The sequence below is a fragment of the Methylomonas sp. Uni0011 genome, assembly GCF_056850255.1.
Window position 1 is genome coordinate 22,861 of sequence record NZ_JBVVNO010000002.1, and the last position, 26,028, is coordinate 48,888.

General features: G+C 52.8%; 31 protein-coding genes and 3 tRNA genes. 28 read left to right on the forward strand and 6 right to left on the reverse strand.

Annotated features, from left to right (window positions below):
* Positions 1-31: 31 nt before the first annotated feature.
* Positions 32-826, reverse strand: a complete 795-nt coding sequence (locus AC0IM9_RS02815) for an inositol monophosphatase family protein (RefSeq protein WP_140910944.1) — start codon at positions 824-826, stop codon at positions 32-34.
* An 88-nt stretch (positions 827-914) separates the two neighbouring features.
* Between AC0IM9_RS02815 and AC0IM9_RS02820 the strand changes: the two genes are divergently transcribed.
* From AC0IM9_RS02820 to AC0IM9_RS02840, 5 genes are all read left to right on the forward strand, one after another.
* On the forward strand, positions 915-1,646 hold the full coding sequence (locus AC0IM9_RS02820) for an RNA methyltransferase (RefSeq protein WP_482802975.1): 732 nt from the start codon (positions 915-917) through the stop codon (positions 1,644-1,646).
* Positions 1,647-1,650: 4 nt separating this feature from the next.
* Entirely contained in the window at positions 1,651-2,403 is a 753-nt protein-coding gene (gene cysE, locus AC0IM9_RS02825; RefSeq protein WP_140910946.1) for a serine O-acetyltransferase, read from the forward strand.
* A gap of 135 nt (positions 2,404-2,538) precedes the next feature.
* A complete protein-coding gene (gene iscR, locus AC0IM9_RS02830) occupies positions 2,539-3,024 on the forward strand; it encodes a Fe-S cluster assembly transcriptional regulator IscR (protein WP_482802976.1) in 486 nt (161 codons plus the stop codon).
* On the forward strand, positions 3,024-4,139 hold the full coding sequence (locus tag AC0IM9_RS02835; protein ID WP_482802977.1) for a cysteine desulfurase family protein: 1,116 nt from the start codon (positions 3,024-3,026) through the stop codon (positions 4,137-4,139). Before iscR ends, AC0IM9_RS02835 begins: the two co-directional genes overlap by 1 nt.
* A 4-nt stretch (positions 4,140-4,143) precedes the next feature.
* Positions 4,144-4,467, forward strand: coding sequence for a HesB/IscA family protein (locus tag AC0IM9_RS02840; RefSeq protein WP_278211001.1), 324 nt, complete (start codon positions 4,144-4,146; stop codon positions 4,465-4,467).
* Positions 4,468-4,509: 42 nt separating this feature from the next.
* On the opposite strand, the gene AC0IM9_RS02845 is transcribed toward AC0IM9_RS02840, so the two are convergent.
* Positions 4,510-4,851: a hypothetical protein gene (locus tag AC0IM9_RS02845; RefSeq protein WP_482802978.1), complete on the reverse strand. Its 342-nt coding sequence runs from the start codon at positions 4,849-4,851 to the stop codon at positions 4,510-4,512.
* Between the two features lie 194 nt (positions 4,852-5,045).
* Between AC0IM9_RS02845 and def the strand changes: the two genes are divergently transcribed.
* The 4 genes from def to AC0IM9_RS02865 are packed head-to-tail and all read left to right on the forward strand — an operon-like array spanning position 5,046 to position 7,700.
* Positions 5,046-5,588, forward strand: coding sequence for a peptide deformylase (gene def / locus AC0IM9_RS02850; protein ID WP_140910951.1), 543 nt, complete (start codon positions 5,046-5,048; stop codon positions 5,586-5,588).
* Entirely contained in the window at positions 5,585-6,499 is a 915-nt protein-coding gene (locus AC0IM9_RS02855) for a quinoprotein relay system zinc metallohydrolase 2 (RefSeq protein WP_482802979.1), read from the forward strand. The genes def and AC0IM9_RS02855 overlap by 4 nt, the downstream gene beginning before the upstream one ends.
* A 20-nt stretch (positions 6,500-6,519) precedes the next feature.
* The gene (locus AC0IM9_RS02860) at positions 6,520-7,356 is read left to right on the forward strand and encodes a quinoprotein dehydrogenase-associated SoxYZ-like carrier (protein WP_482802980.1); all 837 of its coding nucleotides are present in this window, start codon (positions 6,520-6,522) and stop codon (positions 7,354-7,356) included.
* A gap of 14 nt (positions 7,357-7,370) precedes the next feature.
* Positions 7,371-7,700, forward strand: a complete 330-nt coding sequence (locus tag AC0IM9_RS02865; RefSeq protein ID WP_482802981.1) for a DUF2845 domain-containing protein — start codon at positions 7,371-7,373, stop codon at positions 7,698-7,700.
* 27 nt (positions 7,701-7,727) lie between these two features.
* Here AC0IM9_RS02865 and AC0IM9_RS02870 read toward each other — a convergent pair whose 3' ends face one another.
* The gene (locus AC0IM9_RS02870; RefSeq protein ID WP_482802982.1) at positions 7,728-8,222 is read right to left on the reverse strand and encodes a hypothetical protein; all 495 of its coding nucleotides are present in this window, start codon (positions 8,220-8,222) and stop codon (positions 7,728-7,730) included.
* 257 nt (positions 8,223-8,479) lie between these two features.
* On the opposite strand from AC0IM9_RS02870, the gene csrA reads away from it, so the two are divergent.
* From csrA to AC0IM9_RS02940, 14 genes are all read left to right on the forward strand, one after another.
* Entirely contained in the window at positions 8,480-8,671 is a 192-nt protein-coding gene (csrA, locus tag AC0IM9_RS02875) for a carbon storage regulator CsrA (protein ID WP_054758195.1), read from the forward strand.
* Between the two features lie 10 nt (positions 8,672-8,681).
* Positions 8,682-8,772 (forward strand) — tRNA-Ser (locus AC0IM9_RS02880).
* A gap of 72 nt (positions 8,773-8,844) precedes the next feature.
* A tRNA-Arg gene (locus AC0IM9_RS02885) sits at positions 8,845-8,921 on the forward strand.
* A gap of 25 nt (positions 8,922-8,946) precedes the next feature.
* A tRNA-Asn gene (locus AC0IM9_RS02890) sits at positions 8,947-9,022 on the forward strand.
* A gap of 393 nt (positions 9,023-9,415) precedes the next feature.
* On the forward strand, positions 9,416-9,826 hold the full coding sequence (locus AC0IM9_RS02895) for a hypothetical protein (protein ID WP_482802983.1): 411 nt from the start codon (positions 9,416-9,418) through the stop codon (positions 9,824-9,826).
* Positions 9,810-10,307 (forward strand): helix-turn-helix transcriptional regulator, encoded by a 498-nt coding sequence (locus tag AC0IM9_RS02900; RefSeq protein WP_482802984.1) that lies wholly within the window; start codon positions 9,810-9,812, stop codon positions 10,305-10,307. Before AC0IM9_RS02895 ends, AC0IM9_RS02900 begins: the two co-directional genes overlap by 17 nt.
* Positions 10,304-10,825 carry a hypothetical protein gene (locus tag AC0IM9_RS02905; protein WP_482802985.1) on the forward strand — a complete coding sequence of 174 codons (522 nt, stop codon included), beginning with the start codon at positions 10,304-10,306 and terminating at the stop codon, positions 10,823-10,825. Before AC0IM9_RS02900 ends, AC0IM9_RS02905 begins: the two co-directional genes overlap by 4 nt.
* Positions 10,826-11,281: 456 nt before the next feature.
* Positions 11,282-12,349 (forward strand): tyrosine-type recombinase/integrase, encoded by a 1,068-nt coding sequence (locus AC0IM9_RS02910; RefSeq protein ID WP_482802986.1) that lies wholly within the window; start codon positions 11,282-11,284, stop codon positions 12,347-12,349.
* On the forward strand, positions 12,349-13,863 hold the full coding sequence (locus AC0IM9_RS02915; RefSeq protein WP_482802987.1) for a hypothetical protein: 1,515 nt from the start codon (positions 12,349-12,351) through the stop codon (positions 13,861-13,863). Before AC0IM9_RS02910 ends, AC0IM9_RS02915 begins: the two co-directional genes overlap by 1 nt.
* A gap of 360 nt (positions 13,864-14,223) precedes the next feature.
* Positions 14,224-14,559, forward strand: coding sequence for a hypothetical protein (locus AC0IM9_RS02920; protein WP_256609880.1), 336 nt, complete (start codon positions 14,224-14,226; stop codon positions 14,557-14,559).
* Entirely contained in the window at positions 14,556-14,711 is a 156-nt protein-coding gene (locus AC0IM9_RS02925; RefSeq protein ID WP_482802988.1) for a hypothetical protein, read from the forward strand. Before AC0IM9_RS02920 ends, AC0IM9_RS02925 begins: the two co-directional genes overlap by 4 nt.
* Positions 14,708-16,858 (forward strand): AAA family ATPase, encoded by a 2,151-nt coding sequence (locus tag AC0IM9_RS02930; protein ID WP_482802989.1) that lies wholly within the window; start codon positions 14,708-14,710, stop codon positions 16,856-16,858. The genes AC0IM9_RS02925 and AC0IM9_RS02930 overlap by 4 nt, the downstream gene beginning before the upstream one ends.
* Positions 16,859-17,021: 163 nt before the next feature.
* Positions 17,022-17,429 (forward strand): DUF5681 domain-containing protein, encoded by a 408-nt coding sequence (locus AC0IM9_RS02935; RefSeq protein WP_482802990.1) that lies wholly within the window; start codon positions 17,022-17,024, stop codon positions 17,427-17,429.
* Complete coding sequence (locus tag AC0IM9_RS02940) at positions 17,426-17,908, forward strand: hypothetical protein (RefSeq protein ID WP_482802991.1); 483 nt, start codon at positions 17,426-17,428, stop codon at positions 17,906-17,908. The genes AC0IM9_RS02935 and AC0IM9_RS02940 overlap by 4 nt, the downstream gene beginning before the upstream one ends.
* A 1,465-nt stretch (positions 17,909-19,373) precedes the next feature.
* On the opposite strand, the gene metE is transcribed toward AC0IM9_RS02940, so the two are convergent.
* Positions 19,374-21,653: a 5-methyltetrahydropteroyltriglutamate--homocysteine S-methyltransferase gene (metE, locus tag AC0IM9_RS02945; protein ID WP_482802992.1), complete on the reverse strand. Its 2,280-nt coding sequence runs from the start codon at positions 21,651-21,653 to the stop codon at positions 19,374-19,376.
* A gap of 107 nt (positions 21,654-21,760) precedes the next feature.
* On the opposite strand from metE, the gene AC0IM9_RS02950 reads away from it, so the two are divergent.
* The 5 genes from AC0IM9_RS02950 (at position 21,761) to AC0IM9_RS02970 (ending at position 25,005) form a co-directional block, all read left to right on the forward strand.
* Positions 21,761-22,645, forward strand: coding sequence for a LysR family transcriptional regulator (locus tag AC0IM9_RS02950; protein ID WP_482802993.1), 885 nt, complete (start codon positions 21,761-21,763; stop codon positions 22,643-22,645).
* Between the two features lie 291 nt (positions 22,646-22,936).
* A complete protein-coding gene (locus AC0IM9_RS02955; RefSeq protein WP_482802994.1) occupies positions 22,937-23,182 on the forward strand; it encodes a type II toxin-antitoxin system CcdA family antitoxin in 246 nt (81 codons plus the stop codon).
* Positions 23,182-23,388 (forward strand): CcdB family protein, encoded by a 207-nt coding sequence (locus AC0IM9_RS02960; RefSeq protein WP_482802995.1) that lies wholly within the window; start codon positions 23,182-23,184, stop codon positions 23,386-23,388. Before AC0IM9_RS02955 ends, AC0IM9_RS02960 begins: the two co-directional genes overlap by 1 nt.
* 174 nt (positions 23,389-23,562) lie before the next feature.
* Positions 23,563-23,718, forward strand: coding sequence for a Txe/YoeB family addiction module toxin (locus AC0IM9_RS02965; RefSeq protein WP_482802996.1), 156 nt, complete (start codon positions 23,563-23,565; stop codon positions 23,716-23,718).
* Positions 23,719-24,780: 1,062 nt separating this feature from the next.
* Positions 24,781-25,005 carry a hypothetical protein gene (locus AC0IM9_RS02970; RefSeq protein ID WP_482802997.1) on the forward strand — a complete coding sequence of 75 codons (225 nt, stop codon included), beginning with the start codon at positions 24,781-24,783 and terminating at the stop codon, positions 25,003-25,005.
* A gap of 404 nt (positions 25,006-25,409) precedes the next feature.
* Here the strand turns inward: AC0IM9_RS02970 and AC0IM9_RS02975 are convergent, their stop codons facing one another.
* Both AC0IM9_RS02975 and AC0IM9_RS02980 read right to left on the reverse strand, forming a co-directional pair.
* Positions 25,410-25,820, reverse strand: a complete 411-nt coding sequence (locus AC0IM9_RS02975) for a type II toxin-antitoxin system HicB family antitoxin (RefSeq protein WP_482802998.1) — start codon at positions 25,818-25,820, stop codon at positions 25,410-25,412.
* The gene (locus AC0IM9_RS02980) at positions 25,817-25,930 is read right to left on the reverse strand and encodes a type II toxin-antitoxin system HicA family toxin (protein ID WP_482803310.1); all 114 of its coding nucleotides are present in this window, start codon (positions 25,928-25,930) and stop codon (positions 25,817-25,819) included. The genes AC0IM9_RS02975 and AC0IM9_RS02980 overlap by 4 nt, the downstream gene beginning before the upstream one ends.
* Between the last annotated feature and the right edge of the window lie 98 nt (positions 25,931-26,028).

Below are 26,028 nucleotides of genomic sequence, written 5' to 3' on the forward strand. Positions count from 1 at the left end.
AACAATTTTAGGCTAATTGCAGAATTGCGCCTTATTTCAAGCGGGCTGGGACGTGCGGCTCGATGATTTGATACATCAATTGGTGCATCTTCGGGTTGCCGGTGATGATGTTGCCGGACTGTAAATATTTGTCGTTAAAAGAAAAGTCGGTTGCGACTCCGCCGGCTTCCTGCACCAGCAACACGCCGGCGGCAATGTCCCATTCTTTGACGCCGATCTCCCAGTAAGCGTCCAGCCGGCCGCAGGCCACATAAGCCATGTCCAGCGCGGCGGCTCCGGCGCGGCGAATGCCGGCGGCGTCGGCGCATACTGCCTTGAACATGCCGAGGTAAGGTTCGATGTTGTCCATGGTCTTGAACGGGAAGCCGGTACCGATCAACGCGCCGCGCATCGTGTTCTGTTTGGTAACCCGAATGCGCCGATTGTTCAGCATCGCGCCGCCGCCGCGTTCGGCCGTGAACAGTTCGTCGCGGGTCGGGTCGTAAATAACGCCGATCTCTAATTTATTCTTGTTTTTCAAGGCGATCGAAACGGCATAGTGCGGAAAACCGTGTAGGAAATTGGTGGTGCCGTCTAACGGGTCGATAATCCAAGTGTAATCGTTGCCTTTGGCCTCGCCGCTTTCTTCCGCCAGGATGCCGTGGTCGGGGAACGCGGTGCGAATGACTTTGATGATTTCCTGCTCGGCTGCCCGGTCGACTTCGGAGGCGTAGTCGTTGCGGCTTTTTTGGTCTACGGTGAGCTTTTCGATATTGAGTGAGGAGCGTTGGATCAGATCGCCGGCGTTCCGCGCTGCGCGGACGGCTATGTTGAGCATTGGATGCATAGTCGAATTGAAAATGAGCAGTTGGAAAACCTCGATAGAATAGCAAATTTTGTTAGAATCGCGGCTTTTTAACCGCGGCAGGTGGGCATTGCTGTCTAATTTCAAAGTGGTTTTGGTGGAGACTTCCCACCCCGGCAACATCGGCGCCGTAGCGCGCGCCATGAAAAATATGGGTATGGACCAGTTGCGATTGGTCTCGCCCAAATACTTTCCCCATGCCGACGCCACCGCCAGGGCTTCCGGAGCCGACGATGTGTTGCGCCATGCCGGTTGTTTCAGCTCGCTGGCGGATGCTTTGGCCGATTGCCAGATTGTCCTGGGTGCCAGTGCCAGGGACAGAACCATAAGTTGGCCTAGCGTGAGCGCGCGCGAGGCCGCCGAAACCTGGGCGGTAGCCGGCGACGTTGCGCGGCCGAATATCGCTTTGGTATTCGGCCGGGAAAATTCCGGCTTGAAAAACCACGAACTGGATTTATGCCATTACCTTTTGCGAATTCCATGCAATCCGGAATACAGTTCGTTGAATCTGGCGGCGGCGGTGCAAGTAGTATGTTACGAGCTGTTTTTGGCCTCGGGGCAGTCATCCGCCAGTACGATCGGCGACCGCGGCGAAGTGCCTCTGGCAACGGCGGCGCAAATGGAAGCGTTCTACGAACATCTGGAGCAGACCATGGCTGATATTGGTTTCTTGCATCCCGAGCGTTCTCGGTCGATCATGCGGCGACTGCGTCGGATTTTCAACCGGACTCAGCTGGATACCAAGGAGCTGGATATTCTGCGGGGTATTCTGCGGTTCTCGCAAAACCATAACACCAAGTAGGCATATGTTCTCTCGACTAAAAGAAGATATCCAATGCGTGTTCGCGCGCGATCCCGCCGCTCAATCGGTGTTCGAAGTCGTCACTACCTATCCCGGTTTTCATGCGGTATTGATTCACCGTCTCAGTCATGCTTTGTGGTTGCGCGGTTTTCGCTGGGCGGCGCGCTACGTTTCCTTCCTTGGCCGCTGGTTGACCGGAATCGAAATTCACCCCGGTGCGGAGATCGGCCGCCGCTTTTTCATCGACCACGGCATGGGCGTCGTCATCGGCGAAACCGCGGTCATCGGCGACGATTGCACGTTGTACCACAGCGTCACGCTGGGCGGCACCAGTTGGGATAAAGGCAAGCGCCACCCGACCTTGGGCAACGGCGTTGTGATCGGGGCTGGCGCCAAGGTGTTGGGGCCGATCGAAATCGGCGACGGCGCCAGGGTCGGGTCTAACTCGGTGGTGGTGAAACCGGTGCCGCCCGGCGTCACGGTGGTCGGTATTCCGGCGCATATCGTCGATGCCAAGACCAGGCAGGATAAGGCGCGGCGCGATGCGATGGCGCAAAAAATCGGTTTCGATGCTTACGGCGCGACCGCCGACATGCCGGACCCGATTGCCAATGCCATCAATTTGATGTTGGATCATATCCACCATCTGGACCAGCAGTTGGATGAAATGCAGAAAGTCTTGAGCGACGCCGGTATCGATTGCCGCCGCCATCAAGTGCCGAAGCTGGACGATTGCGAAATCAAGGATCAACCCTAGTCCCAACCACCTTGCCCGACAGTGCGGTCGGGGCTTAAGCAAAGCTACAAACCGTCTTGCAGACAAATACTTGACCAATTTAGTGGGTTTATTTATAGTCGCCTTTATTTTCATTAGTTTATTAAGGGGTTTGGCATGCGGCTCACGACAAAAGGGCGTTACGCGGTTACTGCGATGTTGGATTTGGCTTACCACAGCCAGTCCAATCCAGTCACGTTGACCGACATTGCGACTCGGCAAACCATTTCGCTGTCATATTTGGAGCAGTTGTTCGCCCGCTTGCGCAAAGCCGGTATGGTCAAAGGTGTTAGAGGGCCGGGTGGCGGTTACACGCTGAGCCGCGGTGCCCGCGACATCAATATTGCCGATATCATCGAAGCCGTCGACGAGCCGGTCGATTCGACCAAATGCGGCGGTAAAGCCAATTGCCATAACGACCAGCCGTGTTTGACCCACGACTTGTGGATGGGGTTGAGCGAACAGATTCGGGCCTATTTGAAAGAAATCAGTCTGGGGCAATTGTTGGAACGAGAATTTGTCAACGACGTTGCCAAACGCCAGGGCCGGCAAATCGAACACGTCATCGAACTGCAGGCACGCCAGGAAAAACGCAGCGCTTAATGATCTATTTCGATCACAACGCCACTACGCGGTGTGACGAGCGCGTGGTGGAGGCCATGGCGCCTTATTTGGGTGCCATGTACGGCAATCCTTCCAGTCTTTATAAGCTCGGGCGTTTCGCCCGCACTGCGGTCGATACCGCCAGAGAGCAATTGGCTGCACTGCTCGATGCACCCGCAGAGAGCATTGTGTTTACCAGTGGCGGTACCGAAGCCAATGCCCTGGCTTTGACCAGTGCCCGCGGCAGGCGATTGACGATTTCGGCGATAGAGCATCCGTCGGTATTCGAGAATGCCGCAGCCAACAGGTCGGCGTACTGCGACTTACGCCGCGTGACTGTCGCTAGCAATGGTCAGGTCTCAGTCGAGAGTTTGTTGGGTTTGGATTGGCAGCCGGGTGATTTTCTGTCATTGATGCTGGCCAATAACGAAACCGGAGCCGTGCAGCCGGTTGCCGAGGCGGTGCAGCGGCTGAGCGGTTTCGGCGTCAACGTCCATACCGATGCAGTTCAGGTGTTGGGTAAAGTGCCGTTATCGTTCAGGCAGCTTGGCGTTGCCCTGTTATCGGTGTCCAGCCACAAAATCTATGGGCCCAAAGGTTGCGGGGCTCTGGTCGTCGCCGAAGATTTCAATCTCAGTCCGTTGCAGCGAGGCGGCGACCAGGAATACGGTTGGCGGGCTGGTACCGAAAATGTCGCGGCCATCGTCGGTTTTGGCAAGGCGGCTGAGTTGGCGAAAGCGGAGATGGTGGCGCGTTCGGCCAAGCTGGCGCAGTTGCGGCAGCGACTGGAACAGCGTTTAAAGTCGATACGGGGGTTGGTGATTTTCGCCGAAGCGGCGGAGCGATTGCCGAACACCGTGCAATTCGGGGTGGCCGGGCTAAATGGCGAAATGCTGTTGATGCAATTGGATCAGCACAATATTGCCGTATCCAGCGGCTCGGCGTGTTCGGCGGCATCCGGCGAAATCAGCCCGGTTTTGGCGGCCATGGGCATAGCGTCCGATTTGGCCAAATCGGCGATACGGGTCAGTTTGGGCAAGGATAATACCGAAACCGAGATCGATCGCTTTGTCGAGGTGTTGAACGCCTCGCTGGAAAGACATCAGGAGATTTAATTCAATGAGCATTATCGTGACAGAGAGCGCCGCAAGGCAGATTCAGAAACAATTGCAAAAGCGCGGTTCGGGTGTGGGCTTACGCTTGGGAGTCAAAGCGTCGGGTTGTTCCGGTTACGCTTATGTACTGGATTACGCCGACCAGGCCGAGGCCGATGACGTGGTGTTCGACCAACACGAGGTAAAAGTGCTGGTGAAGCAGGCGGATTTGGATAAATTGGCCGGTATTCAGTTGGATTATGCTAAGGAAGGTTTCAATGAAGCCTTCAAATTCAGCAATCCCAACGTCAAAGCGACCTGCGGCTGCGGGGAAAGTTTTTCGGTTTGAACGATTAAGGCGCCGGCGAGAACAGACCGGCGCCGCGGGCGCTTATTTCATGTTGGCGCCGCAGTTTCCTTCCATTTTTTTGCCTTCCGCCGCTTTGTCGGTGGCAGGTGCAGGTTTGTTACCGGCGCATTTGCCTTCGGTCGCGGCTTTAGTGTCAGTGCTTTTTTTCATCATCGCCGCGCCGCATTTGCCTTCGCCGCAGGCGCCGTCTTTCATCTTGTCGGCGCCGGCTTCAGGTTTGGCTTCGGCAGTCACCATATAACCGGAACTCAATTCTGACAACGCAAACGGGTTGCTGTCGGCTTGCGCAATGCCGCCGGCCAGAGTGGGCAGTAAACTGGCGCCCATCGCTACGGCTAACGGGGTTTTGCTTAATTTTTTCATAGTATCTCCAGTGGTAAAGCTTGTCTTTATTGGATGGCTGTTAGCCGGAAACTCGACCTTACGGCTCGGGCTCTTCGGTAATATCACAAAAAAGCCCTGCAAAGTAAAGACGAGTGGATTGCCGTTAACAGCAGTATACTTGGGCCGGTAAAATTGCTGATCCATCGGATGCCGAGACCATATTCGTCGCAGTTATGACTGAAAACAGACCAATACAACAGTTGGGGGCCGAAGTGTTGCGTCAACAGGCCGCGCCAGTTGACGACTTTAACACCCGCGAGTTCCACGAACTTATCGAAAATATGCGAAGTGCCATGCTGGCCGCCAACGGTGTCGGCATTGCCGCGCCGCAATTGGGCGAGTCCAAGCGAGTTGTCATCGTGGCCTCGCGACCGACTGCCCGCTATCCGCTGGCGCCGGAAATGGCGCCGGTGATAATGGTTAATCCGAGTTTCGACGTGGTGGACACCACGATGGTCAAAGATTGGGAGGGCTGTTTGAGTGTGCCCGGCGTCAGGGCCTTGGTGCCGCGTTACCGCGCGGTTGCCGTGGAGTTCTGCGACGAATCAGGATTGCCTCGCCGGTTGACGTTGGCCGATTTTCCGGCACGGGTGTTCCAACACGAGTTCGACCATTTGCAAGGCTTGGTTTACTTGGATCGAGTGGAAACCAACCGCGATATTATTTCCGAAACCGAGTTTTTCAAACGGCTGGCCGGTCAGGAGCTCGCGGTATGAGGTGGTTTGAGCTTATTTGCGGGATGGCGTTGAGTTTTGCGACTCACGCTGGGCCTTTGTTGAAAGTGGAGCAAGTAGCTCCCGGCATTTATCTGCATCTATCGGAACATCACTGGCCGGACCGCGAAAACCATGGCGAAATCGCCAACATCGGTTTTATTGTCGGCGATCGTTGCGTCGCGGTGATCGACAGCGGCGGTAGCCCGCAGCAGGGCATCGCCTTGCGCAATGCGATCAAGCAAGCCACGGCAAAGCCGGTGTGTTATGTCATCAATACCCACGTGCATCCCGATCATATTTACGGTAATCGGGCTTTTAAAGAGGCGGGGGTGCAATTCGTCGGCCACCATAAACTGGCCCGGGCCATGGCCGCCCGCGGCGACCATTATTTGAGCCGGGCCGCCGAACTGTTGGACATTCACGTCAACCAGGACAATATCGTGCCGCCGGATTTGCAAGTCAAGCAGACCATGACGTTGAATTTGGGGAATCGAGAATTGCTGTTGACGGCTCATCCCAGTGCCCACACCGATAACGATTTGAGCGTTTACGATAAAACGACCGATACGCTTTGGTTGGCGGATTTATTGTTTCTGGAACACATCCCGGTCATCGACGGCAGCATCAAGGGTTGGCTCGCCGAATTGGAGAAACTGCAGAAAAATAGCTATAAGCTGGTGATTCCGGGGCATGGGCGTCTGGTTAAAGACTGGCCGGCGGCAATATTGCCGGAGAAAGCCTATTTGTCGGAGCTGGCTACCGAGATTCGCGCCATGGTCAAGCAGGGTAAGACCTTGGAGCAGGCGGTGGAGCAGGTCGGCCTGACCGCTAAAAACCGCTGGCAGTTATTCGAGCAATTCCATCGCAAGAACGTGACGACGGCGTTCGCCGAGTTGGAATGGGAAGATTAAATCTATCGGGAGATTGATACATGCATAAGTTTGTACAGATAGTGTGTTTGAGTTTGGCGATGGTGCTGACCGCCCCCGGCGCTCGTGCAGAAGGCGACGATGAAACCTGGAGTACGGTTTTGAAAAGCCAGTTTTTCTCCGGCAAAACGATCGAGGAGAACAACGCCGTGATCGAATTGGATGCGCCTTACCGGGCGGAGGATCCCGCGATCGTGCCGGTCAAGGTGGTCAGCAAGTTCCCGCAGAGCAAAGACAAATACATCCGCAAAGTCTGGTTGTTTGTCGATAAGAACCCGTTTCCGTTCGTCGGCGAATTCGAGTTTTTTCCGGAAAGCGGCAAGGCCGACTTGGCGATGCGGATACGGGTGAACACTTACAGTAATATCCGGGCCATCGCCGAAACCAACGACGGCAAATTGACCATGACCAAAAAATTCGTCAAAGCCAGCGGCGGTTGCTCCGCGCCGATAGGCGCCGACCTCGACGAGGCGATGAAGCGCTTAGGTAAGGTCAAGTTCAGAATCGACGACGGCTTCCAAGCCGGCCAGCCGGCGCAGACCCAGTTGATGATCAGCCATCCCAATTTGACCGGGATGCAGATGGACCAGATGACGCGTTTTATCCGGAAGTCGCATTTCATCGACCAATTGAAAGTCACGTTCAACAATAAACCGGTACTAAACGCCAAGATAGACATCGCCATCAGCGCGGACCCCAATTTCCGGTTTTATTTCGTCCCGGACAAGGCGGGAGAATTGAAGGCCGAATTTACCGATATTTCCTGCGAATCTCCGACCAGCCGCAATGTCTGCAGCAAAGGTAGCGGTTATTCGCAAAGTTACGCCGTCAATCCTTAACAGTAGGGCGTCGCGTGCATATCAAGCCGATTTTTTTCGCCGTGCTGGCTCTGCTGGCTGCCGGCGATGTCTGGGCGATGCGTTGCGGACACCGCTTGGTTCAAGTCGGCGATTACAAGTCGGAAGTATTGGACAAGTGCGGCGAGCCCGATGCAGTGGAGCAGCGTCGGGCGATACGCGGTAGCCGCTTGCGCCATCCCTACGGTGCGCTCGAGATCGACCAATTCGAAGAAGTGTTGATCGAAGAATGGACTTATAATTTCGGCCGGCGAAAATTCCAAAAGCTGCTGGAGTTCGAAGACGGCGAATTAAAGAAGATTCGCGATTTGGGGTACGGTTATTAGCCGCTCGAACTGGCCGGTAAGCGCGTCTTAACGCATTCGGTTTAAATCGGTTATGGCATCCACCACGATGCCGCTGCCGATTGCAATCATCAGAATATCGGACGCCACGCGAACCAATCTGTAACCCGCCGCCGAAGGGTCCATCAGGTTTGGCGGTACTTCGTAATAGACTACGTCTCTAGGTAAAGGGCGGCCGATTGCCCACTTTTTCGCCTGTCCTGGAGGCAGGCAGCCATTGCGCTTTTTCTTTAGGCCGGGAGGGCAATCGGCGCTACGGTATTGTTGTTCGTAGTATTCTCGGATGCTTTGGCGATCGGCATCGCTAAATCGGTAGTGTTGATATGGTTTGGCTTTGCGTTCGCTATCGTTTAACAGGTCCTCGTCGGGTTGGTGTTGTATGGTTTTGGGGGCGTGCTCGGGATCGTGCTTTGCGTTTTTAGCAATCACGCAGGGTGTGGTTAGCAGGAGGGTCGCGGCTAACAAGTGCGGTAATCGCTTTATCGTGTTTCGGGGTGCGTGCATGTGTTCGCTCCGTGTTGCAAAGGTATCGGACAAAGTGTTCGGTTTGGATTAAGATAGTACAGTAGTCTGAGTGTGTGCCGTGTCGGTCAGTCCGGGCAATGATAGCTTTGGTTAACTAGCGGTAATTTTCCGGTTTGAACGCAAGGATAATATAAAAGCGCTAATGTATTTTTTCTTCCCTTTTCTGGGAAAAAGAATATAATTGTCGATTCGAGTATGTGGCAGTAACAAGCGCATTAACAATGTAGGGAGATAGTATGCTTATCTTGACTCGTAGAGTGGGAGAGACCTTGATGATTGGTGACGATGTGACTGTTACGGTTCTCGGGGTAAAAGGTAACCAAGTAAGAATTGGGGTTAATGCGCCCAAAGACATCTCGGTTCACAGAGAAGAAATTTACGAAAGAATTAAAAAAGAACAATCCGAAGCGGGAAGCGTTGAAGGTTGATGCAGTTTTAGGAGAGATGGCCGAGAGGCCGAAGGCGCTCCCCTGCTAAGGGAGTATGTGCCAAAAGCGCATCGAGGGTTCGAATCCCTCTCTCTCCGCCATTATTAAGTAGTAACAAGAAAATAAAGTTTGACACGGAGTTTAAAAAAAATAATAATAGGCGGCTCAATTAAGCGCCCGTAGCTCAGCTGGATAGAGTACTCGGCTACGAACCGAGCGGTCGGGAGTTCGAATCTCTCCGGGCGCGCCATTATTGAGAAGTTGAAAGATATTAATCCCCTGTAGCTCAGTCGGTAGAGCGGGTGACTGTTAATCACTAGGTCGGCGGTTCGAGCCCGTCCGGGGGAGCCAAATAAATTAAGGACTTACAGCGATGTAGGTCCTTTTTTTTGCCTAAAGAATGGCTTCATGGGGCACTGGCGGGACGTTTTAAAATAAAAAGTGACAACAAATAACAGCAAAACGTGCTGTAATTCGTCGCCCCTCCAAAGACTACACGTAATTGGTGGTGCGATGCCTTTTCCCACTCATCGCAATTGTGAAGCATCGAAAGTGTGCGTTGTCGTCAATGTGGTAAATTTACTGAACATTTGGTTAAACCTAGGCAGCTATCTTATATAAATAGTCGAATAGTACTAGTGGTTGCCTTTTCTGAGGAAAAGCGGGTAATTGTCTGCACAAGTCGTAACAGTGTGTAGTGGAAACAAGTGAAATAACTCATAGAAGTTATAATAAATTTATTATATGATTCCTGCCGACACGAAAGATGAAAAGTTCGCCTTGTTTGATTTCGTTAACAATGCTGGCGTCAATGACATCAAAGCATGGGCATTAGAGCTAGAAAAAGTTCAGCGTGCAAAGCTCAATGCAAGACTTGATATGCTTATGCAACATGGTCCTGAGTTATTCCCGCATGTGCTTACTGATACGCCAACACCTGGCATTCAAAAGCTTAGGATAAAGGGTAATGTCCAGCTTAGGCCAATGCTATGCAAAGGTCCCATTAACAATGAAAATGAATTTACGTTACTCATCGGCGCAATAGAACGGGGTTCTCGTCTTGTCCCCAATAAGGCTAATGAAATAGCTAACGAGAGAAAAAAATTAATCATTGAGGATACTAACCGGAGATGTCGTCATGAAAGAGTTGGTTAAAACACTGGTCAGAGAATTTGACGATAAAGAGTACGCACACGCTTATATGGAAGAATTTTCCAACATGGCTATTGCGGCGCAAATTAAAGCTTTAAGAGAGCAACGCGGGTGGACGCAAAAACAGCTTGCTGAATTGGCTGGGATGAAACAAGAGCGTATTTGTGCGCTTGAAGATGTGGATTATGATGCCTGGACTATCAAAGTGTTGCGGAGGCTTGCAAAGGCTTTTGATTTGACCGTAAAGGTTTCTTTTGAAAAATTTAGTAGCAGTATTTTAGACGTTTCCAAAATAAGCTCCGAATCGCTAAAACGTGCTTCACGTACAGAAGATTTGAAAGAATTTTCTGGTACTGGATTCGGGCATAAAAAAACGATTTGGGGCAAGCCGGTAACAACAGCATCTAGGCAAAAACTTATATCTTTAGTGCCAGTAAACGATGCCAACATGAATAAAATTGAATACGTTCAAAAAGTAGCATGAACAGAACGGCATTAAAGGAAGCGATAGATAATCTGTCAATACTGATGGTCTATCTGTATTCTTCAGAAGTCGAAATGCGTAACGAATTCGACCCTATGATTCCAAATCAGGAGCTTGTAGGGCAATACAATATAAAAACCAAATCTTGCTTTGCTAAAGAACTGCAAGATGATGCGGGTTCAACGCATAAAACTTTGGTTTATCATGCGGAGGCTCGCATGCGTTACCTAAAAGGACCAATTTCCGACGATGTCAAAGACGAGCTTGCAGAAAACGAACAATTGTTAGATGAGTTAATTGCTGCAGAGATAGTGGCTGTATTTGCCGCAGAATACGCAATAAAAAACGATAAAGACTTGCCGGATGATGCTGTTCTGGAATTCGGTAGGCTAAATGTACCTCACCAAGTTTGGCCTTATTGGCGAGAATATTGCCATTCAACATGCTCTCGCATGTCTCTTCCTGTATCTATAATGCCTATGCTTGCCATAAACGAATCCATAGACGCTGAAAGATAAAGCCGGAAAGGACCGTCCTCTTATCTGGGTTTGACTAACCCAAATCTATCCAGCAAAAAATAAATTAGCTTGTCCTTATTTTTGGGTAGGGGCATTTCTGGTTTCCGATGGTTAGCCTCTTAACTATCCGCATAACTGTCACGAATTGATTTCCATCTACAGGGCGCCCAAATGATAAGCCAATTTGGGTGTTTTTTATATTTTAGTGTCCCATCTGTGGCCTATTTTGCATTGTAATTAATTTTTAGTGTTATATTTCATGATGTAACGATGTATGGACGAGTGATTACTTATCATCCGTTGTCAATTCTCAGGCTTTGTTGTAGTATTTTGATGCAGCAAAAAAACGGGCCTGGAAGTGCTACCAACACAGCCAAGCCCTGACCATCCACTTAACAAGACGGGTTAAGCAGTGGCTATGTTCAATTATACCGGCCATTGCCCCAAGGGGTTTACATGGCGACCATCGAAACACGCACCAGCGACAACGGCGAAAAGTCCTATCGGGTTAAGGTTCGGCTGAAAGGCTACCCGGCACAATCCGCCACCTTTGACCGACTGACCGATGCCAAGAAATGGGCATCCGCTACAGAATCGGCAATTCGTGAAGGCCGCCATTTCAAAACAGCCGAAGCCAAAAAGCACACCATGGCCGAAATGGTGGACAGATACATTAAAGATGTATTGCCCACCAAGCCCAAACAAGCCAAAAAGCAACAGCAACAGCTTGAGTGGTGGAAAGTCAAAATAGGCGCATACGCCTTGGCCGATGTAACCCCTGCCATGATTGTGCAATATCGGGATGAACTCGCAAGCGGCGAAACATATCGAGGTGGACAACGTAGCCCGGCCACAGTTGTTCGTTATATGGCCGCCTTATCCCACGCCTTCACTATTGCCGTGAACGAATGGCAATGGCTTGAAGATTCGCCTATGCGGAAAGTTAAAAAACCGAAAGAGTCACGCGGCCGGGTTCGCTTTCTGGACGATGCCGAGCGGCAGCGGTTTTTAGATGCCTGCCAGCAATCAAGCAATGATTGGCTTTATCTATGCGTCATTTTGGCGCTATCAACTGGAATGCGACAAGGTGAACTGATGGGCCTGAAATGGCAGGATGTGAACCTTAAAGACGGCTTCATTATCCTGCACGAAACCAAGAACGGCGAACGGCGGCGGGTTCCTTTAGCCGGTCACGGTTTGGAAATGTTACGGGAACATGCCAAGGTAAGGCGGCTTGACACGGATTTACTTTTCCCCGGCAACATCCACAAAGATAAGCCGATTGACCTTAGAAAACCTTTCGAAAATGCCCTAAAAGCGGCGGAAATTTGCGACTTCCACTGGCACGACTTGAGGCATTGCACTGCTTCTTATCTCGCCATGAACGGCGCCAGCTTGGCCGAAATCGCTGAAGTCTTGGGGCACAAAACCTTGGCGATGGTCAAACGCTACGCGCATCTATCAGACGGCCATGTTAGCAATGTGGTTGCCAGTATGAACGCCAAGATTTTCGGGGGTGTGTAATGGATGCGAGATTTTTAGAGCGTACGGGCTTTACTCATTCTTGGAGTGAAGAAATGCATTACCTAGTAGTAGAAAATGCTTGGAATGGTGAGTCTATTGATTGGGGATTTTGGGGGAGCCTTCCGAATATCACTCCGATACAGGCGGCAAAGCTTTATTGGTGCATTGACCCACTTAGATGGCCTGATAGTAATTATGCTCTAGGTGTTTTGCCGGATGAATGGCGAATCAAAATTGAGCAGCTAACCCAATTCTTAAAAGGTCGCTCCAATGCTTGGTCTTTAAGTGATTTGCTTTCAGTTTTAGGCTTTGAGAACGCACCTTTTGGGATGATACAGGTAGTAAAACAGCATCGGCTTGATGAAGCTAAAAAGCGCTCTTCTATTGCTCAGCCGTTAGATTTACTCTCTGATGAAGCGACGCAGAACTACTACAAGCAAGCAGCTTGGTCTTGGATTGATGCGATTTATATTTTGCAAGGTTATAGGCCTGTCTTTCAATTAGATACGGAACAGGTTAGGGCTCACTTTCCGAGCCTAGTAACGTTTTTTACGCAATCAATACAGCTAGGAAAGATTGGTAAGGAAATAATTCAGGCAGGAGAAAAGACTTTTATTGATTCCCCAGCGAATTGGCGCGTGTTTTGGGATTCCGTTAACCAAGCTAAGCCAATAGAGCAACCGGAAGTCTTTGAAGATATTGAAATCGACTATAGAGATGAACCGCTTAACGAAAATGCTCTGAATGAAATTAATGTTGAATACTGGACCGAGCAGGCGGCGGCAATAGTGCCAAGGGTGAAATGGCTGGAGAAGCTTAAACTTGATGAAGAAAAAGTAAAAGAAATTGAGAAAGCGTGCAAATTCGCTGATTCGCGCGGATTGCATGCGGAGCAAGTGAACGCCTGCGCTAACTTAGCGGCGCTAACATCCAGGGCGGAGAAGTACTTTGAGGGTGTAGACACGATACTTAGAACCGAATTGAAAAAACCAACCTGTATGGACGAAAGGACCAAACTTTTTGTTTGGCGGCACGTTTTGAAGGCTAACGAGTTTGACTCTACCGCGGAAGAGTTTCAGATTATTCGAAATCAGCAATTACTTAGTAAAATCGCTGAAATAGATGGTTTATTGGAAATCGAATCTGTAAGTCTGGAGACGGAAACTAATGCCACAAAGTCAGAGGCGGACACCGAAACGATTAGCAGTGTTAGCCAGACAAAACGGGGGAATGATATTGCAATATCAAACCTTTTAAATGCGCCAACTCGCCAGGATGATTGGTTTGAAGTAATCAATGATATGACTAAAGACTTTTATCTTAAATTTGGTCAAGTTCCAAACGCCATTCAAGCATGGGGGTGGTTATGTACAACTCCGCCGGCGGGATATTCCATAACAACCGGAAAAGACAAAGGTGGTGAAGATTGCTTGATGATGCCGGGTGTTAAGTCATTGGGTAAACGAAGTTTTGATGAAAGATGGAAAAAATACACAGCCCCGACTTCGGAATAAAACAGAATAAATCAATTTAGTACATTTTAAGCCAAACCACCGTTTAATCGACCCTATAAGCAGAAAAATTGCCTCAGCCGCAAGCGACAACAGTTAGCGGCGATTCACTAAATCTGAATCTAAGAGGTAATTTATGACCAATGCAGCAACACAAACCGCCCAAACCGCAAACCGTTTAATTCCCGTTCCAGACTGGAATAAACACCATTCCTGGCCGCCACAAGGCGGATTGCGGCATTTAATCTTCAACGAAAAAACTAACGGCTTTGCCAGTGCGTTTAAACGGGTTGGCCGCCGGGTGTTAATCGATGAAGCGGAGTTTTTCGCTTGCGTCGAACGTCAAAACCAAGGGGGTAAATAATGAAAGCCCCCAATCTACCCAGAACCGATACCCTGACAGGCCGCGCCCTGATGCGTTTAATGGCTGGTCGCAAATTCACCCACCGCGATTTTCAAAACGAAACGGCAAGCTATCGGCTTTCAGGCTATATCGAACAGTTACGCAACCGCCACGGGTGGCCGATTGAATCCGCCGAGGAAACCGCACCGACCAAAGACCCAACCGGCAGAAAGGCCACCTATGCCCGTTACAGCTTAGACCCAGCGTTTTTACAAAGCGCCAGGGCTGAAATGGGGGAGAGGTTCGATAACTTTATCGAGGCAGTTAAACGGTTTGAAGCCAAGGCGGAGAAATGACCCGACAAAGACAAGCCGCCACCGGACGCAACCGGGAAGCGGCCTTCTTCAGAATATTGCAGCGCAATTTTACCGGAACCATCAAACGCATAAAGCTGGAATTTATCCGCTTGCCGGTGTGGTGGCGGATAGTGTGGGGTGTTTTACTATGAACGGTAGCAACCTTGCGTCATTCACTGGCGCGGGGTTGGCTTTAGTGCCAATCCCACCAATAAACGGCAGGCCCACCAAAGCGCCACGCGTCAAAGGCTGGAATATGCCGAAAAGCGCGGAAAATCCCAACGGCTACAGCGCAAACCTTGACGACTTCGGCAACACCAGCGGCTTTAACTTCGGTCTGTACCATGGTGCATCGAATACGCTGGCGCTCGACCTGGATGATGTGGAACGGGCGCGAAAGGTGTTCGAAGAGCTGACCGACTTCCAGCTTTTTGACTGGCTAGAAAGCGAACAGCGGGCCGAAGTCAAAAGCCCGAAGCCGAACCGGGCGAAGTTGCTGTTCAAACTGCCGGCAGGGTTCCAAGCCCCTGGCGTTAAGCAGTGCAAGAAACCCAAAGCCGGCAAGCCGAAAGAATACGATGTGATTTTCGAGCTTCGATGCGGCGACGGGGCGCAAGATGTCATTGTCGGTGAGCATCCAGATTACCCCGGCCAGCGGTATCAGTTTGTCGGTAATCCGGCAGCGATACCGGAAGCGCCGCCGGTCTTGCTGGATATGCTGCAACACTGGGACGCCTGGAAGCCTTGTTTTGATTCTGCCTTGGGTATCGAGCCAAAACCGCCGGACATCGCACCACGACAGCCACAGCCAGCCGAACAGTTAGCCGGCAGACGTGACCCTATCCAAGCGTTTAACCAGTCTTTTACGCTGGCCGATGTTTTGACCCGGAACGGCTACCAGCAGAAAGGCCGGGATAGATTCATCCGACCGGGCAGCGCATCCAAAGCGCCGGGCGTTGCCATCATGCGGCATTGTGCCGACGGTATCGAGCGGATTTATTCGCATGGCGGCGACCTGTTGAACGACGGCTTCGCGCACGACGCCTTCGATTGCTTCCGCTTGCTGGAATGTGGCGGCGACTTTGCCGCGGCGCTTAACTGGAACCCTGAAATCACGCAACACAATCAGCGGCTAAACAGGCAGGAACAGCCCAGAATCGCGCCAGAATTACCACAGAGCGGCGGCGAGCGGCCTGGACAAGCCGAGGCAAGGCAAGCGGCAGCCTGGCAGCCATTCCCACTCATTCCGGCGCATCGCTTGACCGCGGAACCGGTCGCGATTGATTGGCTACTGGAAAACATCATCGAGCGCGGCAGCCTGAATTTGCTGTTTGGCGAGCCGGGCGCGGGCAAGTCGTTATTCGCCTTGGATTGGGCGTTTTGCATGGCGGCGGGTATAGCCTGGCATGGCTGCCGCACCAAACCGGTTGATGTCGTTGTCGTGGCCGGCGAAGGGCATGCAGGTATGGCGCGGCGGCTCAAGGCGTTAGAGTCAAAATATCAACGGCAAGCGCCGGAACGGTTATTTATCAGCCAACGACCGGCCAACCTGATTGACGGGACAAACGCGCAATGGATAGCCGACAGCATCAAGGCCAGTTGTTCCAATCCTGGCTTGGTGATTGTCGACACCTTGCACCGCAACATGGACGGCGACGAGAACAGCAGTCAAGACATAGGCCGGTTTATCGCCAACCTGGACGGCTTTTTTAAGCCTTTGGGCGCGGCGGTCTTGGTCGTTCACCATAGCGGGCATGGTGATAAACAGCGGAGCCGGGGCAGTTCCAGCATACGCGCGGCCATGGACGGCGAATTTTCCGCCACCAAGGACGGCGGCGCGATTGTCCTGGCTTGCCACAAGGCCAAAGACTTCGAAGCCTTCAAGCCGCTGCAATTTAGCCTAAAACCGATTGATTTGGAATGGTGCGACGATGACGGCGAACCGCTGACCAGCGTTTATCTAGTGCATGACGGCGAAGCCAAGTCCACCGTCAAAAAGCGGAAATTATCGGCGCGGGACGATGCCATTTTAACCAGTCTAAGCGAAGCCATTGCGGCGCACGGTGTGGAGCCGACCGCCGAGATTAAAGCCAAGTTTGGTGGTTTTGATTCCTTGCGCGGCAAGCAACAAAACATTGTCAATATCGAGCATTGGCGGGAACTGGCCTACAAGGCCATCGTGGTTGATACCCATGCCGAGGATGCCAAGCGTAAAGCGTTCAAGCGATGCCGCGACAAGCTGCTAAATCAGGGCTTTACCGTTGAATACGATGCGTACGCTTGGCGGATTTTCGAATGATAGCGGACGGACAACGGACAGGACCGGACAAAATTAAAAGTTGTCCGGGGTTAATAGCCGGACGGACACGGACACACTTCTATAGAAGTGTCCGGTTGTCCGGTAACCTGTCCACCGTTCAGACTGGTTAAAACCTCACTGAAACATGCAGAGATAGAACACTATGCCCACGCCAAAATTCAAACCCGGCCAGAGCGGAAACCCGGCAGGCCGACCGAAGGACAAGACCCCGGCGACATTGCTTAGAAAAGCGATTGCCGACGATATGCCGGACGTTGTTAGAAAGCTGGTCGAATTAGCGAAGGAAGGCGATGTGCAGGCCGCTAAAGTGCTATTAGACCGAATATGCCCACCACTTAGGCCGCAAGCCTTGCCGGTCACTATCGAAACCGGTGCCACCCTGCCGGAAACCGGCGGCAATGTCGTTACAGCCACATTAAGCGGCAATGTTGCGCCGGATGTCGGTGCTATGCTGATTCGAGCCTTGGCCGAGCAAGGCAAGCTAATCGAATTGCAGGAAATGGCCGACCGTTTGCAGCGGCTTGAAAAACTATTGGAGGCCAGACCATGAAGCCCGCCCAAGTGAATAAACTTTATGCCAAGCTGAACCCGCGAGAACAGGCAGCGCTAGTCATGGAAGCCGTTGCAAGGCTGGACGAAAGCGAAGCTGATGCGATTATGGAGCAAGTCGAGCGAAAGCATTACATCGCCACCCATGCGGATTATACGCAGCGCATACACGCACTAACGGCGCTTATCGGGCAATATGGAATCGAGTATTGGAAAAATCGAGCGCTGATGCTGATAGCTTGCGACCATGCAGAGCAAGGCAATCAGCAAGCCGAAGCCCCGGCCTTGCGGTTCCTGGCGAAATGCGTGGCGCTGGAAGCGGCGATAGTCGAAGTCTGCAAGCTGGCGAAGGTCGATATAAAGGCCATCAAGAGCATGGCCGGCTGTCCTGACGAGGAAGTTAGGCCGGAAGAGCTGGAAAAAGCGGATGCCGAGCTGGTCAAACAATATGCCGAAATGTTTGCGTCGTTGGTTTGCTAAGCCCTCGCTTGTGAAGTCGTAATAAACTTAAAATTGTGGTGCCAAAGAGCCAAATTGATGGCGTTGGCAACGTCCCCGTCATTAACTGCCCACACGGCTAGTTTAGGGTTCTTAAGGTAAAGCCCTTGTCGTTATAAGCGAATGTAAGTCTGCACTAGGCAAAAAAACGGCCGAACCCTTGCGAGTTCAGCCGATGCTAAGCCAATATGAAAAAATAATTACCTGTCAAATCATAGACAAGTCCGGCAATAATGCAAGCTAGGTTTTATTGGGCTGGGCCGAATGCCTTTAACTCGTTTTGAGTGTGTTTATTGCTCGGTGTTATACCCTTTGGGTTAACTGTCCGACTCAACCAGCTTGGTTTGCTGATTAAATCTATTTCAAAGAGATAGTTTGAACTTAATCTGTAAGGCCCGCGGGTTGTCTTGAATGCGGTTGGTTTAATGTTTTCGCTAAACATATTGATACCCCGTCTATTCCGTATAAATGGCGCCAACCGGCAATTTTTTAACCGGGTAGGGCAATAACTCCAACGCATAGAGTGTGCCAATCCCGCTAACCATTGATTGCGTGTACAGATAGCGCGCTCGAATCATGCCTTAATCGAATCTGACACCAAAAAGCTGTCATTTGCGTCAGTCAAGTGACACTTATTGGCGGCGGCGATGTAACCAAGTGCTTTTGGCGTGTCCCATGGGGCACTGGTGGGACACTTGCGGATAAATCAAGGCGAAATGTGACAACAAACGGCAAGAAACAAAACAGGTTAACAAATTGATTTAATTGTTATTGTTTGCTGTGGATTTTTGTAAAATATTGATTTCAAAGGACTGTTAATCACTAGGTCGGCGGTTCGAGCCCGTCCGGGGGAGCCAAATACATGAAGGGCTTGCAGCGATGCAAGCCCTTTTTTTGTTTGGGGCCCGGTAAGGCAATTGTTTACAAATTTCCGTTATCGTTGATAGCTAAAACCCCATGGTTTTTTCAACTCCGCATTTGCCGGGGCGATATTGGGATTTGCCGCCATTTTGTGCCGGACAGTAATCGGATGAATGCGCTAGAGACCTCCGATAGTTTTGGGGCAAACCTATGTCCGGCACCGGCAAATGACTTTATGCCGCCGCCGCAACGCAGAATTTCTAATACAAGTCCTGGCCGAGACTAATTCGGCGTCGCGCTTATATCAAGCCGCCATATCGGTATTGCTATAGCGGCGTTTCAAACCCTGGGGCGGATCGCCGTTAATCAGCTCCGCCTCATCTCGCCTGATAACGCGAAAACCCGGCGCGAAACCGCACTTTAGCCGGGTAACCCGCGGAGCCAGTTTCCAGCGGCGAATATCGGACCTCGGACATCCGGTACGCTGGCGATATTGATTCCTCCCCCAGCGCTACAAAAACCCATTACTGTTTTTCAAAGCCGTTTAAGCTTCTGGGAGGCGATTTCAAACTTAGCGATTGACCACTCAGCCCACCCTAGCGCGTAAAGTCTTGGCGGCCGCGACCATGGCGGCCAGCGCCGGCCTTACTTCGTGCCATTGCCGGGTTTTCAGGCCGCAATCCGGGTTGACCCATAGTTGCGCGGGCGTGACACGTTCGGCGGCGGTGCGCAGGCGTTGTTCCATTTCCTCGGCCGCCGGGACGTTGGGACTGTGGATATCGTACACGCCGGGGCCGATGTCGTTCGGGTAGCGGAAATCGGCGAAAGCTTCCAGCAGTTCCATGTTGGAGCGCGAGGTTTCGATGGTAATCACGTCGGCGTCCAGATCGGCGATGGCGGCGATGATGTCGTTAAACTCCGAATAGCACATGTGGGTGTGAATCTGGGTGGCGTCGTCCACGCCGGAGGCGGCTATGCGAAACGCCCGCGCTGCCCACGCCAGATAGGCCGGCCAGTCGGCGCGGCGTAGCGGCAAGCCTTCACGGAAGGCCGGTTCGTCGATCTGGATGGCGCGGATGCCGGCCTTATCCAGGTCCGCGGCCTCATCGCGCACCGCCAGCGCCAGTTGGTAGGCGGTGTGTTCCCTGGGTTGGTCGTCGCGCACGAACGACCAGTTCAGTAGCGTCACCGGCCCGGTCAGCATACCCTTCACAGGCCGGTCGGTCAGGTACTGAGCGTAGCGGCTCCAGGCCACCGTCATCGGTCGGGGCCGGGCCACGTCGGCGTGGATAATCGGCGGTTTGACGCAGCGCGAGCCGTAGGATTGCACCCAGCCATGGCCGGTAAACAAAAAGCCGTCCAATTGTTCGCCGAAGTATTCGACCATGTCGTTGCGCTCCGGCTCGCCGTGTACCAGCATGTCCAGGCCCAGGGTTTCCTGTTCGCGGATGCATTGCTTGATCTGGCGCTCGATAAAGGCGCGGTAGTCCGCTTCGCTCAGGTCGCCGCGTTTGTATTCCTGCCGGGCCTTGCGGATTTCCGGGGTTTGCGGAAACGAGCCGATGCTGGTGGTCGGGAATGCCGGCAGGTTAAGCCGGTGTTGCTGCAAGGCTTTGCGCACCGGGAACGGGCTGGCGCGCCGGTCCAGATTCGGCGCGGCATTCGCCAGCCGGCCGCGCACTTCGGCATTGCCCGTTTGGCTGGCGGCGCGGCGGTCGGCCAGCGCGGCTTGCGCCGTGCCCCATTCCGGTTGGGCGGCGTCCACGCCTTCTTCAAGCGCCAGCCGCAACAGTTCCAGCTCGGTCAGTTTTTGCTTGGCAAACGCCAGCCACGGTTTTACCGCCGGGTCCAGCGCGGTTTCCCGCTCCAGGTCGATGGGCACGTGCAGCAGTGAGCAGGACGGCGCCAGCCACAGCCGGCCGCGAAACGCCTGCCGCGCGCGCTGCACCGTCGCCAACGCCGCCGCCAGATCGGCGCGCCAGACATTGCGGCCGTCGATCAGGCCCAGCGACAGCAGCTTGGCGTCGCCGATGTTCGCCAGCACCTCGGGCAGTTGCTCGGCGCCACGCGTCAGATCGACGTGCAAGCCGGCCACCGGCAAACTGCAAGCCAGCGCTGAGTTGTCGCCCAGACCGCCGAAGTAGGTTGTCAGCAGGATGTAAGGCGCCGGCCGTTGCAAGGTGGCGTAAGCCGCGGCAAAGGCTTGGCGCCAGTCTTCCGGCAGGTCCAAAACCAGGATCGGTTCGTCGATCTGCACCCATTCCGCGCCCAGCTCCGCCAAGCGTTGCAGGATTTGCGCATACACCGGCAACAGGCGCGGCAGCAGTTCAAGTTTGTCGAATGGCGCGGCGGTTTTCGCCAGCCACAACCAGCTCAACGGCCCCAGCAATACCGGCTTGGGCCGGTAGCCCAAGGCCAGCAACTCGCGGGTTTCGTCGAACAGCCGGTTGCTGGACAGCGTAAAGCTCTGATCCGATGCCAGCTCCGGCACCAGATAGTGGTAATTGGTGTCGAACCACTTGGTCATTTCCAAGGCGCGGCAGGCCTCGCCGTCCGCGCCGCGGCCGCGCGCCATGCGGAAATACGTCTCCAGATCGACCTCGCCGCCGGCCCAGTTAAAGCGTTCCGGCACGGCGCCGAGCATGGCGCTGGTGTCCAGTACGTGGTCGTACAACGAAAAATCGCCGACCGGCAAGTAATCCAGGCCGCAACCGGCCTGCAAATGCCAATGCCGCGCGCGCAGTTCCGCGCTCAGCGCCAGCAGTTCGCCGGCGTTGATTTCGCCGCGCCAGTAACGCTCCAGCGCAAATTTCAATTCGCGGCTTTTGCCGATGCGCGGAAATCCCAAGTTGTGAATTTTTGTCATGAATAAACGCCTATTGTTGAAGTTTTAACAGGCGTGGCATTGTAAAGAGGCTTTCTAATGAAGATAATCGATGATTATTCATCAATTTATGAGGCTAACTCATCGATATGGAGTTGATACATCTGCGCATTCTGCTGGCGTTGAAGCGCCAAGGCACCCTCAGCGCCGCCGCCGAAACCCTGCATCTGACCCAATCGGCGCTGTCGCACCAGATCAAAAACCTGGAACAGCGCCTGGGCGTGACGCTGTGGTACAAGCAAGGCCGTTCGCTGGTGCTGAGCCAGGCCGGGCGGTACTTGTCGGAAGTGGCCGAGTCGGTGATCGCCACCGTCGATTCCGCCGAGAACCACCTGAGCCAGCTGGCCGCCGGCAAAACCGGCAAACTCACCATCGGCATCGAATGCCACGCCTGTTACGAATGGTTCCGCAACATCCTGCAACCCTATCTGCGCGCCTGGCCGGATTTGACAGTGGAAGTCACCTCGCGCTACCGCTTCGAGTCGTTCGAGGCCATCCGCCAATACAAGCTGGACGCGGTGCTGACCTCCGACCCGGTGGATAACGGCCTGCTCAGCTACCAGCCGCTGTTCGATTTCGAGCTGGTGTTGATCGTCGCTGACAGCCATCCACTGGCCGGTCGCGGGCAAATCCAGCCCGGCGATCTACGCGGCGAAACCGTGCTGACCTACCCGGTGGCGCGCGAGCGGCTGGACATGTTCCGCAAGGTGTTGCAGCCGGCCGGCATCGAACCCGCCGCCCACATTCAGGTCGAGGAGACCGACATCATGCTGCAACTGGCCGCCGCCGGCCGCGGCGTCTGCCTGCTGCCGGAATGGCTGCTGGCAGACAAATCCGCCAAGCTGGACCTGACCGGCCTGCGCTTCGCCGGCCTGCCGCTACGCAAAACCATGTACCTGGCTTGCCGGCACGAGGATGCCGAGTTGGAATATTTAAGGTGGCTGGTGGCGCATGCGGGTGGGGCGGTGGGTTGAGACGTTTTAGATATTAGATGGGAGTTTCCAGCGGATGTAAGTGGAGTGAAGGCTCGCGGAGTCCTGGGATGTCATCTGAAATAGATTGAACATCCCGAACTATTGCGAATATCCAATATCAACGGCACGGTTCTAAAAAATGTAGCATGTGCCGACGCAAGGCGGCGCATCTGTCGCGAACGGCAGCACCCTATATTCCGCGCACCTTATGGCCTGGTCTCGGAAATTGAATAGCCAAAGCCATTCGATTGCGCATACACTGTGCGCATTAAAAATACGCGAGGAATAGCCATGCAACCCGCCGTTAACCCGACTGCCCCCAAAAAAGCCGCCAATCTCAGTATCAACAGCGAGTTATTAAATCAGGCCAAGGCATTGCAGATCAATTTATCCGCCACGCTGGAGCGCGCGCTGACCGAAGCCATACGCGACAAGCAACGGCAGCAATGGCTGCAGCAAAGCCGCCAAACTATCGAAGACTATAACCAACGTATCGAAACCGAGGGCTGTTTCAGCGATAGCTTGCGGAGTTTTTGATGGCGCAGTTCACCCTGTACCGCAATACCAACCAGCAAACCCAGGGCCGCTATCCTTTTTTACTCGACGTACAGAACGATTTTCTCGATGCGCTGAAAACCCGGTTGGTGGTTCCTGCCATCAACCTATCCGGGCAGAAGCCCATCACCCATTTGAATCCGGTGTTTGAATACCAACAACAGCAATACCTGCTAGTGGTGCAGTAAATGGCGGCCATTCCCGCGACGAATCTGGGTGCCAAGGTGACGGAGTTGGAGGCATTGCGGAGCGAGATATTGGCGGCCGTGGATTTGTTGATTTCGGGGATCTGAAAGACGCCCATAAACTCGCGGTGACGGGATTGAAGGACAAGGCCTTACCACTCTTAGCCGTTCTAAAAAATGATCCGTTTCAAAACGCCGCCTTACGAAAAACTGGTCGGCGATTTAGCCGGGGCTTATTCCCGGCGCATCAATATTCAGCATCGTTTGATTTACCAAGTATTAAGCGGCGAGGAACAACTTAAGGTTTTGCGGTTGTGGAGTCGTTATGAATAATGTGTCGCTATCGCGACGGTGATTTTTATTGCCGGTTCGCGGACCGGCGACCGCGATACTTTTCTTTGCTTGTCCAAAGAAAAGTATCCAAAAGAAACGACACCCCATGCCGCTTAGCTCACTCGGCACATCCATGTGCCTCGCCCTTCGGGTGCGATGCATGCAAATCGGCTATCCTGCCGATTTGTCCTGCGCTCCGAAGGGTTTGGACGGGGTTTCCGGAAGGGCTATCCATAGCCCTCCGAAAACGCGATGCATCCCTGCATCGCCCCTGTCGGGCAAATCCGCCCAAACCCTCCGGTGCTCGGCGCGGCATCAGGGGAGAAAACCATCCCAAAACTCAAGGCCATAAACTCTGGATTGGTAGGTCCGATTAGCGAAGCGTAATCGGACGCATGTTGTCGGGCTGTTTTCAATAATAAATATCTGAAGACAATTTAGTTTCGTGAATAGAGAGCTCGGCATTCATGTTGTTCATAATGAATCAGTTTTAATAAAAAAAACCTTCAATTTATTTTCTATGAAAAATTTTACGAGGCTAATTTTGTAAAATACAACATTCGTCCGATTACGCTTCGCTAATCGGACCTACGCGCTGGCGCCGGATCTTTCCGAAAGCAACAAGGCTTGCAGGACCAATTCCTCAAAGTTTGGAGCGACACCAGCACCGGCCGCCATCTTTGGCGATGCTTACAGCGGCTACAGCCTGACCGTCAACATCCAAAACATCGCCACCGGCAGAGTGGCCTACAACGCTAGCAGGTTGGTGAAAAACTCTTTTTTGGCTTTGAATGACTCTATATTTAGTGGCGATGAGGCTATTTTCCTACTAAATGCTGATTCGATTGAGCAAAATTAGCGCCTCAAATATGGTTTTTCACCAACCTGCTAGGGCCGACAAGTTGACCATCCTGGAACACTTCAATGGCCGTATCTTTAACGGCAGGCCGACCGGTATGGCGGCAAATAATAAAAATTGGAAAATAGCAGCATGAAATTATCGATAAAAATGTTACGGAAAAACGAATCTCTTGGATTGGATAGATTATGACGGAGATTAATATGAATTTGAATAATACGCAGCGAACAGCAATATGGCGCAATGCCCGCTGTTTATTGCGTCTTACGGTCTTTTCTTTTGGCGACGCAAAAGAAAGTATCGCGGCTGTCGGTCCGCGAACCGACATTAAAATCAAGCCGTCGCGCCAGCGACATCTTCCCCTCTCACCCCAACCAATTCTCTATCAACAAACCTGGCACGCGCTCGAATTCCCGCAAAGGCCGTAAGTCGCAATTGTAGGGCGTCAATAGGCGTAGCCGTATTGCGCCGTATGTTGGCCTTCAAGCATTCGGCGCATGACGCTATCGCTAATGCGCCCTACAAAACCTCGCAAATACTAGTCGGTTTCGAATTTCACGACGGGGTTTTCTCCCGTTATGCCGCGCCGAGCACCGGAGGATTTGGCGGGATTAGCCCGATAGGGGAGCGGCAGGGATGCCGCTCGTTTTCGGAGGGCTAGGACAGCCCTTCCGAAAACCCTCGCCAAATCCTTCGGAGCGCAGGGAAAAAGCGGCATCCGGGTGTCTTTTCTTTTGGTTTCTTTTCTTTGGACAAGCAAAGAAAAGAAACCCGCCCGCCGGTGCGGGAACCGGCATTCAATCAAGCTGTCGCGCCAGCGACACCAACCTAATCAAGCCGCCGAATGCCTCTCGACATATTCCAATGCCGCTTTGGCCAGCAATCCGGAGCGGGTATCGCCGAATCGCGCGGCGACTTGGTCGATCGCTGCCAGTACCCGTTCCGGCAGCGTGATGTTGACCCGCTTGGCTTTGCCCGACAATTTGGATAAATCCACTTCGACGACCGCCCAAATCCAGCCGGCAAATTCCGGGTCGGCTTGATGCTTGGCAATCGGCGCGGCTTCCGGGATGGCTAGGCCGTCTTCTATGACCGTCTCCAGCCATAATTCGATGGCTTCCTTGGCATTGGCTATCGCTTCATCCAAACTGTCGCCGGCGGAAAAACAACCGGGCAAATCGGGCACCACGACGCCGTAGGCTTGGATTTCGTCGCCGCTTTCTATCGCTATCGGGTATCTCATTTCAAACCTGCCTGCTTCAGTAGTTTGTTGACCAGTCCGTGGCCCAAGTCCTTGCGCGGATGCGGCACGCTAATATGCCCAGGCTTGGGATGGATGGGTAAAAACGTGATGCGAACCTTTCACGCCTCGTAATAGCCAGCCATCGTTTTGCAACTGCTTGCTTAGAAACAGTCACGGCGGCAACGGTAAACAACGTACATCGCATCAT

Excerpts from the sequence above, each read along its gene's own strand:
- AC0IM9_RS02935 (WP_482802990.1), top strand. The coding sequence starts at position 17,022 with ATGCCCACGCCAAAATTCAAACCCGGCCAGAGCGGAAACCCGGCAGGC.
- cysE (WP_140910946.1), top strand. The coding sequence starts at position 1,651 with ATGTTCTCTCGACTAAAAGAAGATATCCAATGCGTGTTCGCGCGCGAT.
- iscR (WP_482802976.1), top strand. The coding sequence starts at position 2,539 with ATGCGGCTCACGACAAAAGGGCGTTACGCGGTTACTGCGATGTTGGAT.
- AC0IM9_RS02925 (WP_482802988.1), top strand. The coding sequence starts at position 14,556 with ATGACCCGACAAAGACAAGCCGCCACCGGACGCAACCGGGAAGCGGCC.
- AC0IM9_RS02930 (WP_482802989.1), top strand. The coding sequence starts at position 14,708 with ATGAACGGTAGCAACCTTGCGTCATTCACTGGCGCGGGGTTGGCTTTA.
- AC0IM9_RS02835 (WP_482802977.1), top strand. The coding sequence starts at position 3,024 with ATGATCTATTTCGATCACAACGCCACTACGCGGTGTGACGAGCGCGTG.
- AC0IM9_RS02900 (WP_482802984.1), top strand. The coding sequence starts at position 9,810 with ATGAAAGAGTTGGTTAAAACACTGGTCAGAGAATTTGACGATAAAGAG.
- AC0IM9_RS02895 (WP_482802983.1), top strand. The coding sequence starts at position 9,416 with ATGATTCCTGCCGACACGAAAGATGAAAAGTTCGCCTTGTTTGATTTC.
- AC0IM9_RS02840 (WP_278211001.1), top strand. The coding sequence starts at position 4,144 with ATGAGCATTATCGTGACAGAGAGCGCCGCAAGGCAGATTCAGAAACAA.
- AC0IM9_RS02970 (WP_482802997.1), top strand. The coding sequence starts at position 24,781 with ATGAATTTGAATAATACGCAGCGAACAGCAATATGGCGCAATGCCCGC.
- AC0IM9_RS02910 (WP_482802986.1), top strand. The coding sequence starts at position 11,282 with ATGGCGACCATCGAAACACGCACCAGCGACAACGGCGAAAAGTCCTAT.
- AC0IM9_RS02955 (WP_482802994.1), top strand. The coding sequence starts at position 22,937 with ATGCAACCCGCCGTTAACCCGACTGCCCCCAAAAAAGCCGCCAATCTC.
- AC0IM9_RS02965 (WP_482802996.1), top strand. The coding sequence starts at position 23,563 with ATGATCCGTTTCAAAACGCCGCCTTACGAAAAACTGGTCGGCGATTTA.
- def (WP_140910951.1), top strand. The coding sequence starts at position 5,046 with ATGACTGAAAACAGACCAATACAACAGTTGGGGGCCGAAGTGTTGCGT.
- AC0IM9_RS02920 (WP_256609880.1), top strand. The coding sequence starts at position 14,224 with ATGAAAGCCCCCAATCTACCCAGAACCGATACCCTGACAGGCCGCGCC.
- AC0IM9_RS02915 (WP_482802987.1), top strand. The coding sequence starts at position 12,349 with ATGGATGCGAGATTTTTAGAGCGTACGGGCTTTACTCATTCTTGGAGT.
- csrA (WP_054758195.1), top strand. The coding sequence starts at position 8,480 with ATGCTTATCTTGACTCGTAGAGTGGGAGAGACCTTGATGATTGGTGAC.
- AC0IM9_RS02905 (WP_482802985.1), top strand. The coding sequence starts at position 10,304 with ATGAACAGAACGGCATTAAAGGAAGCGATAGATAATCTGTCAATACTG.
- AC0IM9_RS02950 (WP_482802993.1), top strand. The coding sequence starts at position 21,761 with ATGGAGTTGATACATCTGCGCATTCTGCTGGCGTTGAAGCGCCAAGGC.
- metE (WP_482802992.1), bottom strand. The coding sequence starts at position 21,653 with ATGACAAAAATTCACAACTTGGGATTTCCGCGCATCGGCAAAAGCCGC.
- AC0IM9_RS02870 (WP_482802982.1), bottom strand. The coding sequence starts at position 8,222 with ATGCACGCACCCCGAAACACGATAAAGCGATTACCGCACTTGTTAGCC.
- AC0IM9_RS02860 (WP_482802980.1), top strand. The coding sequence starts at position 6,520 with ATGCATAAGTTTGTACAGATAGTGTGTTTGAGTTTGGCGATGGTGCTG.
- AC0IM9_RS02975 (WP_482802998.1), bottom strand. The coding sequence starts at position 25,820 with ATGAGATACCCGATAGCGATAGAAAGCGGCGACGAAATCCAAGCCTAC.
- AC0IM9_RS02940 (WP_482802991.1), top strand. The coding sequence starts at position 17,426 with ATGAAGCCCGCCCAAGTGAATAAACTTTATGCCAAGCTGAACCCGCGA.
- AC0IM9_RS02960 (WP_482802995.1), top strand. The coding sequence starts at position 23,182 with ATGGCGCAGTTCACCCTGTACCGCAATACCAACCAGCAAACCCAGGGC.
- AC0IM9_RS02855 (WP_482802979.1), top strand. The coding sequence starts at position 5,585 with ATGAGGTGGTTTGAGCTTATTTGCGGGATGGCGTTGAGTTTTGCGACT.
- AC0IM9_RS02815 (WP_140910944.1), bottom strand. The coding sequence starts at position 826 with ATGCATCCAATGCTCAACATAGCCGTCCGCGCAGCGCGGAACGCCGGC.
- AC0IM9_RS02845 (WP_482802978.1), bottom strand. The coding sequence starts at position 4,851 with ATGAAAAAATTAAGCAAAACCCCGTTAGCCGTAGCGATGGGCGCCAGT.